Here is a 12,980-nt window from a genome sequence, read left to right as displayed (position 1 = left end):
TTTTAATAGGCTTCAATTTCTTTTATTGTTAAATCCTTCCCCTCTATAGGAGTAAGATTTTTCCCATGGCATACAATGCAGCACAGGTCTTCCATATCAATTCTAAATTCTATATGGCAATGGTTACAGAAGGCAATGCCCGGCACAATTTCAAGCACAAGTTCTGTATGCTGATACTGTGTATCTGCAACAACTGCTTTATAGCAATCAGTAATAAAATGTGGTACTGTACCCGATAGTTCGCCTACTTCCAATACAATTTTTCTTACATTTGTTAAATTTTCCTCTTTAACAATTCTCCCAACTGTTTTAATAAGTGCATCCATAAGTCCAAGTTCATGCATATTTACACCATTAACCTTTTGTAAATGGTTTTGCAATTATTTTGCCAGTTTTCTTTACCACGTGTGCAGCTACTTTTATTGGCATTGTTTCAAAGGCACCCGCATGCAAATCACGGACTTTTTCTAAGCGTATAGCCTCAAATTTACATTTAGTTGTACACAATCCACAACCAACGCACATATACTCATCTACTTTTGTTGCACCGCAAGCAAGACAACGTGCTGTTTCACTCTTAACCTGATCCTCAGTAAATGTTACTCGTGTATCACTAAACGTTTTTTTCTTTGCTGAGTTGTAGCCTGGCTGTTGACGTTTTGTATTATCATAATTTTGCTCAAGGGAAACATTTGATTTATCAAGTGAAATATAATTTCTACGATCACGACCAAGGGTCAGCGTTTGTCCAGGCTGCACCCAGCGATGAAGAGATATAGCTGCTTCTTTACCTGCTGCGATTGCATCTATAGCAAATTTTGGACCAGTGTAAACATCACCACCAACAAAAATATCCGGCTCAGCTGTTTGGTATGTAACAGCATCTGCCTTTACAGTTCCATTGCGATTAAACTCCACCTTTGTACCAGAAAGGAGATCACCTAAAACAATGCTCTGACCAACAGACAATAATAGATGGTCACATTCAACGGTCATTAAACAATCTTCCTCATATTTTGGCGCAAAACGCTGCTCATCATCAAAAACAGAGATGCACTTTTTAAAAACGATCCCCTTAATTTCACCATTTTCTACAAGTATTTCTTTTGGACCCCATGAGTTATTTACTTTTATACCCTCATGCACAGCTTCTGCTACTTCGTCTGCATCAGCCGGCATATGATCACGATCTTCAAGGCAGAACATTAAGGTTTCTGATGCTCCAACACGACTAGCGGTACGTGCAACGTCAACTGCTACATTGCCACCACCTATTACAACAGTACGACCCTTAAGTTTCTTTTCAATGCCAAGGGTTACATCACAAATAAATGAAATTCCAGACTCTACACCCTTTGCATCTTCACCAGCAATACCAATACTACGTCCACCTTGTGCTCCTATGGCAACATAAAATCCACTATAGCCTTGTTCTCGCAGCTGTGCAATAGTAACATCTTTTCCAACTTCAACTCCACATTTAAACTCTACACCCATTTCCATCAAGATATCTATTTCAGCCTGTACAACATCTTTTTCAAGTCGGAATGATGGAATACCATTCATAAGCATACCGCCCAGGCGATGCTCTTTTTCAAATATAGTAGGCTTGTAACCTTTTTCTGCAAGGTAGAATGCACATGACATACCTGCAGGACCAGCACCTATAATAGCAATTTTTTGCTGGTATGGCCTGCCAATTTGGTTTATCATAGGAGGAATATATCTTGTTTCTTTGTTCAAATCATGGTCTGCAATAAAGCGTTTTACTTCATCAATAGCAACAGCCTCATCAATTAATCCACGGGTACATTCCGTTTCACAGCGATGATTGCAGATACGTCCGCAAACAGCTGGAAAAGGATTTTCTTTTTTTATTAAAGCTAAAGCTCCCTGATAGTCGCCTTGTGATGCTAAACGAAGATAACCCTGAACTGCTATATGTGCAGGACACGCTGTTTTGCAGGGTGCAGTACCTGTTGCTATAACGTCCTGCTGGTTTTCACGGTAGTCCACATTCCAATCGGATTTGTGCCACAGAGAATTACTCAATTTGCGATATTTTTCCGGTAGTGGTATTGGCACCTTAGTAGAAATTTTTTGACCCAATTTCAAAGCATTGCCAGGGCAAATTTCAACACATTGACCACAAGCAACACATTTTGTTTCATCAATTTTAGCCACAAAGTTGGAACGAATAACATCTCTAGCACCATAAAGTAAACCAACGCGCAGTCCAAAGCAAGCACAAGCACAACAATTGCATATAGCAGCACTTTCACCAGCTTCCTCAACATTTGGCATATTGTGCATTAATCCATTTTCTTCAGCTCGTTTTATAATTATTAGTGCTTCTTCCCTAGTGATTTTTCTAGCACGTCCAGTTCGTATATAGTATTCAGCACCTTTACCCATTTGCACGCACATATCCTCTTCCAAGTGGCCACACCCCTCTCCAATTATGCGACGTGAAGAACGACATGAACAAGGTGATACAGAAAATAAATCATACTTATCTAAGTAGTAGCTAAGTTTTTCGTAATCATTTACGCCTGGAAGATCTTTAATTGAACTTTCAACTGGAACAACACGCATTAACCCATAAGCATCTGGCATTAATGGTGACATTGTTGCCATACGTATACGTGTATATTCTTCAAATGCCTTTCCAACTTCTGGATGTTCATTAAGAATTTGTTTACTGTTTACCATCATCTCCATAATGCCCGGTGCGAAAATTTGCATATAGTAACGGTCTTTACCGTCAACAGGGCTTGTGGTTACTCTAAATATACCTTTGAAGCCAAGTGTTTCAGCAATTTCCTTCACTTCTTCCAGCGGTTTGCCTACCTTTTGTGCAAGATATTCTGCTGTACGCTCTTTTCGCAGCCCTGCGGCGATGGCTACATCTGCCTCTTCATCGGTTAATACGGCTGCTAGACTGTAATACTCTGGTGCATTTTCATCAATTTTGTTTATAATACCAGAAATGCCACCAACTACCTTTGCAAGCTTTACGATTTTTTGTCTTAACTGTGCCATTAAATACACTCCTTTACTTGTACTATTTTTTATTAACCTAATAAAATCTATTGGTTTTTCCATGGTTACTTTCAACGTGATTGTTTTTCCTGAACCAGGTGATGAGATCAAATTCAAAAGAAATGTTCCTTGCTTCCTCCCAAACATTGACATCTTTTTAACAATATTATATAATTATAGTAACATTTTACAACGGCTTATGCAATGCCATTTTCACAATTTTTTGAATATTTTTTATTTTAAAAATATTTGAATTTATAATAATTTTTATGTGGTTAACCAGAGACCAAAGGAGTGTAATATATGGAATACAAAAAATTACAAGCACCTACTTTAAAAGATCTATTCATTCAGGAAATAGAATCTAAAATATTATCAGGTGAGCTTGAAATAGGAGAACAACTTTTAACTGAACGTGAGCTTGCTGATGTTATGGGTATCAGCCGCAACATTGTTCATAGTGGTATTTCAACAATGGTAGCCAAGGGTTTTTTAGAAATTCGACCAAGAATAGGTACATTTGTGGCAGATTATAACCAGAAGGGCTCGGTTGGAATTCTAGTCTCCATGATGAATTATAACAAAGGTATGCTTCGTAGGCCCGAAGTGCGTTCTTCCATTGAGCTTAAAATTTTATTTGACAGCTTTGCAATCAGGCAAATGTCATCACATTTAACCCAGGAAAATTTAGATAAACTGCGGGGATATATACTTGCAATTGAAAAAACAACTAAAGTTACAGAGGCCTCTGAAATATCTTACGAGTTTTTTAGATACATGAGCATATTAAGCGGAAATACAATTTTACCTTTGATATATAATTCTTTTCGCACATCTAACCGAAACTTATTTGAACGTCACATAAGACTATATGGGGTAAAACTAACAATTGACTTTATGACTCAGCTACTTAATCTGATTGCAAACGGTGAAATACAAGAGGCAATTAGCTATTTAACTAATTATTATGAGCGTTCTATAAAAGGAGACCTAGAAATATACAGCGAGTAAGCCACTAGGCGAGACCTATTAGCAAACATAAGTTGTTCCGAGGTGTTAAGAAGTTACTGAAGTTACCTTATTGCTAATATTAATGAAGGAATTAATTTTATACTTTACTCTACTTAACAAGGGACACATAACTTACTTTCAATTTTTCTGAAAACCTATATCTACTTAATATGGGTTTTCTTGTGATGACATATGAATATTAGACGACGTAACTATTGAAATTGAAGGTACGAACAATGGTCTTTGAAAATTGAATAATACGGTATTAAAAAATGGGATTATTTACCTATTATAGAAATATGGTGATGTAAAGATATGTATAATATGCTATAATTTCTATAGAGTTAGGTCGGAATTGTAAAATTATGTGTAACTAAAAAATAATAATGGAGGTAGAATTATGTGAATAATATTAGGAGTTATTGCTATAGTATCAACTTTTATAAATCTTTATATGTATAAAACAGGAAAAGACTATAAACTTGCTATGGCAATTGGATTATCATTTACAGCATTGACACTTTGTGCAGAATACAGTGCTGTATCCAAGTGGGTGAAAGGCGAGGATTGGTCGGCTTTATTAGATGTTATACCTACAATGGAAAAGGCATTATGGTTTCTTACAATTATATCTATTTTACTAAATATAGCACCTATATTTTTAGAACTAAAAAATAAAGAATAATTACTTATGTCGCATCATTCTTATGTTGACTAATCAGTATTTTATGATGACTTTTTTTATTAGTTAGGCTAAATGTAATTTAAATAAAACAATTAAGGAGAATGTAATGGGAAAGATAATATTACTTTCTGGTGAACCTAGAGTTGGAAAAACAACAGCATTAAAAAAGATTATTCAAATGATAGGAGAATGCAATTGTACTGGCTTCTATACAGAGGAAATTAGAGATGACTTTGATAGGGTTGGTTTTGATTGTGTTAGTTTAGATGGTAGAAGGAAAAGAATAGCGGATGTAAATTTACATAGTGAAATTAGAATGGGTAGATATGGAATAGATATAGAGGCCTTTGAGGATTTTGCATTACAGGCTATTAACAATTCTTCTAGTTCAAATAAAATAATTATTATTGATGAAATTGGCCCTATCCAACTTTTATCAACGAAATTTAAACAAGCTATAAAAAATATTCTAACTAGTTCCACTTGTGTTATAGGAACAATTTTTTATAATAAACATGACGATGTAGATGAAATAAAAAAAATTTCTGGAATTAAAATTTATTCAATGACAAACGAGAATAGGAGTACTATTATAGAAAATATATTTCATGAAATACAAGGTTAATTTAGTGGATTAATTATTATATGTTTAAAATTTTGATAGGAGTTTGCATACACTATTTCACTATATGCAGGGGCATGGAAAGTGTTTGGACGAAATATTCACAGATTTACATTTGCACCTAAATTTGAAAAATAACGTGCTATTCTTAGTCCAGTTTCACCTGAAAATATAGTAGTTAATTACTATTTTAAATTCACCATATTTCCCTAGTTTATAACAAGTAAAAACGTCACAAAGCTTTATTGTTTGCGACGTCTAATAAGAAGAATATGTACTAATAATTATGCTTATTAACTTTGGTCATTGCATCTTCTCCTCCAAACAGTTCCAAAATCAATGGATTCTTCCTTCGGCACCATAGCTGATTATCGGAGTATTATAATCATAAACAATGAGATACTCTTGATTCCTTGGAGGGGGGTCACCTACAAAAAACACGCTAAGGTAAAAGGTGGCTTAAAGTAGCTAGCTTACCCACTTTAAGCCACCTTTTATTGAATCGAGCTCATCAACTCAAAGAAATATTTTGCATCTTGAGTTTTATAAAGATTGTACCAAGAATCTAAGGTTTGTGGTGAAAACACCTCTAGAATTTTCAATATGTGCAAAGTAAATTCAAGAGGAGCTATTCCAGAGGCAGTAATCAAACTTCTATCAGTTACTGCGCATTCTTGCTTATAATATTTTTCTCCTGCATAGCTTGGACAGACCATTTTAAGATATCCCAGGTCATTGCTTGTATGAGCTCGCTTATTTAATACTCCTTCCATAGCAAGTCCTAGTGTAGCACCACAAATTGCCCCTACAACAATACCTTTCTCTAAACATTCTTCAGCCATTCTTATAATGGGAGCATGAATTGCTTCTGTCCATGTATTCCCACCAGGTAAAATCAAAGCAACTGTCTCTTCAATACTACACTCCTTAAGTTCAATTTCTGGCAATATTTCTAGACCTCCCATTGTAGTAATAGGGTTCTTGTTAATTCCTACAGTTACTATTTTTAGAGGCATTAATCCCTTTTTGTAGTACCTTCCCGAATTGATTTCAGTACTTAAATAACCTATTTCCCAGTCTGCCATTGTATCAAATACATAAAGATATACTTTGTTTTTCATTTTCTATTCCTCCACTTTCATTTTATTAGTACTATTTATCACAGGATGGTTTCAAGCTCCATCTTAATCAATTATATATTATCTTTACTGACAAATTCAGTCAGTGGAGATAATAGTCCAGCAAATCTTTAAGAATTGATGCCATAGCAGCTTTAAAACTATTTGGTTCAAGCACCTTTATTGCTTTACCATATGGAAGTAGAATATGAGGAACATAGGTATGGATTGAGTATTCATCCATTAAAAAAATCGTTCTGCATTCAGTTCGTTTTATCAGATGATATCCTAAAAACCAATGTGCACTTAGGTCATTCAATGCTTCTGGCTTGCCCTCAATTACTTAAGTGCAAAGTCCTACTTTACTTTCTATATTCGATAATAAGCTTTCTGTAAAAAACTCACGTGCCGAAAAAGCTTCAGGACGCTTAAACGTATTTTTAGTACTTATAATATTTATTATTCTATCTACCCTAAAGTTACGAATTTCATTCCTAAGATGGCAAAATGCAATAGCGTACCATTTATTGTTCCAGTAAAGCATCCCATAGGGGTCAACAACCCTATGCTTGGGATGCCCTTCATAACCTGTACAGTATTCAATTTCCATAGAGCATTCATTTGCAACAGCTTGCTCGAGTTCCATTAATATAGGTTTGACAGCTGGATCGCAAATACGGCTCACTACTTCAAATCCAACTAAATGACGATTGAGAACTTTTTCTTGTTCTTGATTCGAAAACATCTTTAACTTTGATGTTGCACTATTTAGTGATTCCATAAAAGGATATCCTGATTCCATTGCAAAAACAGCAGCATGCAAAAGTGATTTTTTCTCTTCAAGATCAAAAACAGGGGTGCTCGGATAAAATTGTTAAGCAAGCTATATCCTCCGTTATGACCAGGCTCCGATATTATTGGCACTCCACTAACACACAGTGCATCCATATAACGATAAACTGATCGTATGTTTATTTCTAACCTTTCGGATATTTGCTTTGCAGTTATTTTTGTACCTGAATTCAGCATCCATAAAATTGCTAGCATATTATCATTTTTTGGCATAATGCGCCCCCCTTCCCTAGATTTTTAATAGTATCATTTATTAATAAATGTAATGCATCATATTATCCTTTTATTTTACTTAAATTCTATTACAATCCTTTTGCATTTCTGACAGCAATACGCTTCACCAACACAACCAGTAAAGAATCCTGTTCCTTTTGACAAACTAAATTCTGTATCCCCTTCAGGTTTAAAAGACACTTTATGTTTTTCTTCTCCCCAGAATATCGGTCTTGCACTTTGAATATACCCTTTTTTCAGTTCTTTATTACAATATGGACATTGCATTCTTATTCCTCCCAAATAAATATAAATAGTTTTATTTTTATTTTATGAAAAGTATGAATTATTAATAAATCAATAATTTTTACACAAACTATAATATAAGGAGTTGATTTTATGAAAAAAATATTTATTCCAGTATTCTTCATAATAATAATAAGTTTTAGTTCAAAAAATGCTTATTCATATAATGGTTCTATTTCTTATTCCAAGCAAATAAATGCTCCTAATCAACAAGACCTATACACAGGAAGTGTATTATCTCTTTTATATCCATATATAGCAAATTCAATAGATAAATATTATGGTCACCCTAAACAATTTTGGCAACAAAAAATATTAAGTATCAGCAAAACACCAGAATTATTTGAGTATAAAATAACAGTACAAGTGGAAACCTTTACTGGACCACATAATCCACCAAGGGGTATAGAAACTATAACTATACTAACAAGTCCAATGGGTGCTAAAGTTATTAATTTTAAGCATGAGGAAGAATAGCCTTTTTAACAATGCTAATTGGATAATGTTAAGACATAATATGTGAATATTATGAATTTAGCATTTTATATCTTTTTCCAATCCATCTAGACTGGATTATTGATGAAATAGATGAAAAACTAAAAATCCATATAAGTAGACCATTTTTTGTATATACTCCAAAAATTAATGTACTAATACAAACTACGGATAGAATAAATGACAATATCAATAATATTAATTGTTTGTTTTTCATAATAAATGCCCCTTATTTATATGTTTTAGTATCGATTTATCTTACTGTGAAGTATTATATTTATCTTTACAAAAATATTTTATTGCCGAACCAATTATTACCCCAAAATATAAAATCACACTTGTTGCTAATAAATCTTTTCTATTATTTGACCAATAACTTAGAACCCCTATCCATGGTATACATGAAACTATAACCATAGGTTTCAACATATAATTTAAAAATTTTTTCATAAAATCACCTCATCTTAATTAATGCACAATATTATACTAAGACGTCCTAAGTATATACATACAGTCTAGTATTTTTATAGTAAGTTTTTTAATCGTATTTCTCTTTATTATCGAACCACTTAGGAATAATTGAGTTAAAATTATCATAATCATCTAATACCATTTCAGCACGCTTTATCATCCCATCTACATCATCACTACCAAATGGAATTACCCAAACTATTGAAAATAATATTATATCTGCAACATATAATGCTAATGTTTCAAAGAAATCTTCAGGAATTTTATTTTCAAAATATCCATTAATTTGACCATTTGCAAATGGTATACTAAGTTCTCTACTAAATATTATCATTTTATAAAATTCTTCAACTGGGTCACCATAATCCCAACGATTAAAGTCAATTACACCTATAGTATTATTGGGTGTAATTATAAGGTTACCTATATGGAAATCGCCATGCTGATATCCTTGAGAGCGATTTTTTAATAAATGTAAATTATTACTGATATACTTTATAGCAAATTCATCATTTCTAACTTTAATTCCACTTTTTTCGTATCTTATTTGATGATTACTTATTTTATTAATCATCCTTTTTTCCCAATCCTCTTGACCAATAGGTGCTACTATACTGTGCATTTTTCTAAGTATCTTTCCTGCTTCAGCTCCTAATTTATACTGCTCTTTATAAGAAAAATTTAATATTACTTCATCTGCTGACTGTCCATCTATCCAAGATAGAAGAGAATATGTATATTTCCCTTCATTACATATCCCAAAATCAATTGGTTTTGACATATTTATTCCTAATTTGTATACTTCCTGCATGCTTTCAAATTCTTTTTTCTTGATATCATAAACATTGAAATCTGAAATGCGAAGTAAAAATTTTTCGTCAATATTATTCTTTATATAATATTTTTTATCTTTCGACCAACCTTTATTAATCTGCTCAATGCTAATCCATTCAGAATATGATGGTATATCTATAAAACTGTTATCACTTATTCTATTTTCCATTTGATTTTCTCCTTTGCAATCAAAATGAACCTACACATTTTTTTACTATTTCAAATAAATAATACCATAATTTATCATAAATATAAAGATTAGAGATATCCTAATCTTTATAAGACTTGATTGCTGCTGACTACCCGACTGTACATTTTGTATAGTGGTACCAGCTAAGGCATCAAGTCTTTCTATTATTAAAGGGTTATCCCTGGAAACATTAAATTCTTTTTCACTTCCTTATAACCGAAAAATTCATAGAGTTTCACCGCAGGCTTATTTAATTCCCACACCTCAAGCTTTGTTTTCTTCAATCCCTTTGATAGGAAATAATCAAATATATACATCATTATATCCTTGGATAACCCAGTTCCACGACTTTCAGGTAAAACATATATTGTTTCAACATAACCAAATCCATCTTTTTCAAAAACAGTGCATCCCCCCTGTACTCTACCATCAATTAAAAAAGATAAATTTAAAAAGTGTTTTTGACTTCCTTGCTCAATAAGAGCATCTATATTTAAAGGTGTTACAAAAATCTCATCATACATTTCTTTGTATTTTGATAATTTATCTTCAGAATCAACTTTATAAGCCTCTACTTTAATATTTTGTGGAAATATGTATTTAAAATTTTCAGAAATATCTGCCTCCATAATAATACTATAGTCTTCCTCAAATCCATTTTTAATATAAAAATCTAGTTTCTCTTTATTATATTCAAAGCCTGCATATATTCTAGCTTTTAAATCCAATCTTAACATCCGAATCTCTTTAGCTCTTAAAACCACTTTATCAAATAAATTTTGGCTAACTTCAGCACTCAATGACTTGTCTATATTGTCAGCAATAATTAAACCTATAAAAATAAGATAAGGTGTTTCATGTGCTTGATGATAATTTATTGTTGGATATACAAAAGCACTTCCCAAATAATTTCCATTATCACCAAAAGCTAAAAAAATATTTTCTTTGCTATTACCATATTGGTCTTCTTGTGAATTACATATTTTAATATTCATTATTAACCTCCAACTATTAAATACTCCTTCTTTTGCAATCTGAACATTACAACTTCTTACGAAACACTACTAATCAACGACTTCTTGTTTCAGTACCATATTATACCATTACTTAACATAGTTTAACAAATATTATTCTCATAACCTTGCAATGTATATTGAAATTGTTTCACATTATTGAAATAGCAACTTTTAATTTTTCAATCGCTTGCACATATTCTGGTATTCCTGCTAACACTTTTAAGTCAGATAAGCATGCATATTGCATACCAGTTATTGAAATTGTCTTTTCTTTAAAAAACACATTATCTGTATACCATAATAGTTTCATAAGTTTCGTTTTAAAAAGTTTTGTCTCATTAAGTGCAAAATAAATGACTAAACTTTTGGCTATGTTTAAGAAAGATGTTGAAAATGGATATATATTGAATAATATGGTATAATAAGACTATATAAAGGATTACGGAGGTCTTATTATGCCAAGTATAGAGTCAGTGAAAAAAGATTTAGAGGCGTTAGGAACAACAGGACAGGAAGAAATATTAGCCTATCTTGAAGAAGTTATTATATTAGGTTCATTTGCTACCGAGGTTACAAATGAAGTTAAAGAGAATAGGTTTTCCAAGGGAAAGGTATGCCCTTGTTGCGGACATAATGAAGTATCAAGAAATGGCAAGTTCAATGGTAAGCAGAGATATATCTGTAAGTCATGCCGAAAGACCTTCACTGATTTTGCACGTTCACCACGTTATAACAGTAAGAAAGATATTAAAAAATGGATACTCTATTCTAAATGTATGATAAATGGTTATTCCATAAGAAAATGTGCCGAGATAGTCGAGATTAGTGTGCCTACATCTTTTTATTGGAGGCATAAGTTTTTAGACGCAATCAGAGTGTATATGGGTATTGGTCATGTTGGTGGCGTTATAGAAGTTGACGAGGCGTTTTTTAGGGAGTCCTTTAAAGGAAATCATAAGAAAAGCACCACGTTTATAATGCCACGAGAACCTCATAGACGTGGAGTTAAGGGCAGTAGGAGTAGTACGATTGAAAAGAGAAAAAGAGGTATATCAAAGGAACAGGTTTGTGTTTTGTGTGCAATTGATAGGGTAGGAAACATTGTAACCGAACTAATCTGTAAAGGTAGAATGAAGCATACAGATTTAGAAAGACTCTTTACAGGTAGGATAGAGGAAAATTCAACCCTCTGTACTGACTCACACAAGAGTTATATTAAGTTTGCCAAAAATTTAGATGTCGAACTACAGCAGATTAAACGTGGTAAGCATAAGGAAGGTATATACCATATACAGCACATAAATGCTTTCCATAGCAAACTAAAAGAATGGATGTATGGATTTCATAGTGTCTCCACAAAATACCTCGCCAATTACATGTACTGGTTTAAATGGTTGCAATTATTTAATACACAGAAGGATACTGAAAAAAGCAAATATTTATTAGTTCAGTCACATACATCTCATTCGGATACGAAATTAAAGGATTTTAAAATAAGGGAAGCAATTTATATATAATTATGTAAAATATTTGAATAATTATATCGATATGATATATACTGAAATAAGGACATTATGGGACTATATTAGATTTTAAAAGTGAATATTATAAATACTTCAAAGCGAAATTTATTTTTGTTACATAAGTGTGTATTATCAATTATAAATAAGAGGGGGACTGGATTATGAGGCTTATTTTTAGATTTTTAAGTTTTTTTATATTTATTTTTGGATGTGGGTGGTTATTTGAAAAGATTAATTTCCCCAGTAAACTACTTAATAGTACTATAAGGAATTATAAATATTTTAAATTAATTGCTATATTTATATTAGCATCTTGGTGTTTATTAGCGGGAATAGTTACAAATACCTTATTTTTTGAAAAACATTATTATATAGGGGATATTGTATTTGCTATATTTATGGGTATAAGTATCGCTATTGGTTCTAATTTATTTCGTAGCCAAAAGTCTTAATATTCGAATTAAAGGAAGCCAAAAAAATGATATGATCCCTTTAAAGTAGACATGGTAAATAACCAAAATACTTTGGAGGGATTTTTATGTCCAGATCACCTTTCACTCTAGCTCAAAAAATTGCAGCTGTAGAAGACTATTTAAAGGGTT

The 12,980-nt window shown here is 32.4% G+C and carries 15 protein-coding genes and 1 pseudogene; 6 read left to right on the top strand and 10 right to left on the bottom strand.

Annotated elements, in window-relative coordinates; genetic code table 11:
• Positions 1-2: 2 nt before the first annotated feature.
• On the bottom strand, positions 3-380 hold the full coding sequence (locus tag ACREV6_RS14905) for a hydrogenase maturation nickel metallochaperone HypA/HybF (protein WP_431578834.1): 378 nt from the start codon (positions 378-380) through the stop codon (positions 3-5).
• Positions 355-3,042: an FAD-dependent oxidoreductase gene (locus tag ACREV6_RS14900; protein ID WP_431578833.1), complete on the bottom strand. Its 2,688-nt coding sequence runs from the start codon at positions 3,040-3,042 to the stop codon at positions 355-357. Before ACREV6_RS14900 ends, ACREV6_RS14905 begins: the two co-directional genes overlap by 26 nt.
• A 303-nt stretch (positions 3,043-3,345) precedes the next feature.
• On the opposite strand from ACREV6_RS14900, the gene ACREV6_RS14895 reads away from it, so the two are divergent.
• From ACREV6_RS14895 to ACREV6_RS14885, 3 genes are all read left to right on the top strand, one after another.
• Positions 3,346-4,053, top strand: coding sequence for a FadR/GntR family transcriptional regulator (locus tag ACREV6_RS14895; RefSeq protein WP_431578832.1), 708 nt, complete (start codon positions 3,346-3,348; stop codon positions 4,051-4,053).
• A 454-nt stretch (positions 4,054-4,507) separates the two neighbouring features.
• A complete protein-coding gene (locus tag ACREV6_RS14890; protein WP_431578831.1) occupies positions 4,508-4,738 on the top strand; it encodes a hypothetical protein in 231 nt (76 codons plus the stop codon).
• Positions 4,739-4,844: 106 nt separating this feature from the next.
• Positions 4,845-5,363, top strand: coding sequence for a nucleoside-triphosphatase (locus tag ACREV6_RS14885; RefSeq protein ID WP_431578830.1), 519 nt, complete (start codon positions 4,845-4,847; stop codon positions 5,361-5,363).
• Between the two features lie 491 nt (positions 5,364-5,854).
• Here ACREV6_RS14885 and ACREV6_RS14880 read toward each other — a convergent pair whose 3' ends face one another.
• The 3 genes and pseudogenes from ACREV6_RS14880 to ACREV6_RS14870 form a co-directional block, all read right to left on the bottom strand.
• Positions 5,855-6,481: a type 1 glutamine amidotransferase family protein gene (locus ACREV6_RS14880; protein WP_431578829.1), complete on the bottom strand. Its 627-nt coding sequence runs from the start codon at positions 6,479-6,481 to the stop codon at positions 5,855-5,857.
• 100 nt (positions 6,482-6,581) lie between these two features.
• Positions 6,582-7,543, bottom strand: a pseudogene (locus ACREV6_RS14875) (helix-turn-helix transcriptional regulator).
• Between the two features lie 75 nt (positions 7,544-7,618).
• Complete coding sequence (locus ACREV6_RS14870; RefSeq protein ID WP_431578828.1) at positions 7,619-7,831, bottom strand: PF20097 family protein; 213 nt, start codon at positions 7,829-7,831, stop codon at positions 7,619-7,621.
• A 111-nt stretch (positions 7,832-7,942) separates the two neighbouring features.
• On the opposite strand from ACREV6_RS14870, the gene ACREV6_RS14865 reads away from it, so the two are divergent.
• Positions 7,943-8,326 carry a DUF3888 domain-containing protein gene (locus ACREV6_RS14865; RefSeq protein WP_431578827.1) on the top strand — a complete coding sequence of 128 codons (384 nt, stop codon included), beginning with the start codon at positions 7,943-7,945 and terminating at the stop codon, positions 8,324-8,326.
• Between the two features lie 49 nt (positions 8,327-8,375).
• On the opposite strand, the gene ACREV6_RS14860 is transcribed toward ACREV6_RS14865, so the two are convergent.
• The 5 genes from ACREV6_RS14860 to ACREV6_RS14840 form a co-directional block, all read right to left on the bottom strand.
• On the bottom strand, positions 8,376-8,561 hold the full coding sequence (locus tag ACREV6_RS14860) for a hypothetical protein (protein WP_431578826.1): 186 nt from the start codon (positions 8,559-8,561) through the stop codon (positions 8,376-8,378).
• 41 nt (positions 8,562-8,602) lie between these two features.
• Positions 8,603-8,794 (bottom strand): hypothetical protein, encoded by a 192-nt coding sequence (locus ACREV6_RS14855; protein ID WP_431578825.1) that lies wholly within the window; start codon positions 8,792-8,794, stop codon positions 8,603-8,605.
• 88 nt (positions 8,795-8,882) lie between these two features.
• The gene (locus tag ACREV6_RS14850; protein WP_431578824.1) at positions 8,883-9,818 is read right to left on the bottom strand and encodes an aminoglycoside phosphotransferase family protein; all 936 of its coding nucleotides are present in this window, start codon (positions 9,816-9,818) and stop codon (positions 8,883-8,885) included.
• 188 nt (positions 9,819-10,006) lie between these two features.
• Entirely contained in the window at positions 10,007-10,834 is an 828-nt protein-coding gene (locus ACREV6_RS14845; RefSeq protein ID WP_431578823.1) for a GNAT family N-acetyltransferase, read from the bottom strand.
• 169 nt (positions 10,835-11,003) lie between these two features.
• Positions 11,004-11,165 (bottom strand): hypothetical protein, encoded by a 162-nt coding sequence (locus tag ACREV6_RS14840; RefSeq protein ID WP_431578822.1) that lies wholly within the window; start codon positions 11,163-11,165, stop codon positions 11,004-11,006.
• Between the two features lie 145 nt (positions 11,166-11,310).
• Between ACREV6_RS14840 and ACREV6_RS14835 the strand changes: the two genes are divergently transcribed.
• Positions 11,311-12,372, top strand: a complete 1,062-nt coding sequence (locus ACREV6_RS14835) for an IS1595 family transposase (protein ID WP_431578821.1) — start codon at positions 11,311-11,313, stop codon at positions 12,370-12,372.
• A gap of 167 nt (positions 12,373-12,539) precedes the next feature.
• On the top strand, positions 12,540-12,830 hold the full coding sequence (locus ACREV6_RS14830; RefSeq protein WP_431578820.1) for a hypothetical protein: 291 nt from the start codon (positions 12,540-12,542) through the stop codon (positions 12,828-12,830).
• Positions 12,831-12,980 lie beyond the last annotated feature (150 nt).

The organism is Clostridium sp., assembly GCF_050717515.1.
In the GTDB taxonomy this organism is placed as follows: Bacteria; Bacillota; Clostridia; order Clostridiales; family Clostridiaceae; genus Clostridium_AD.
This window is presented reverse-complemented; position numbering and strand designations above follow the sequence as displayed.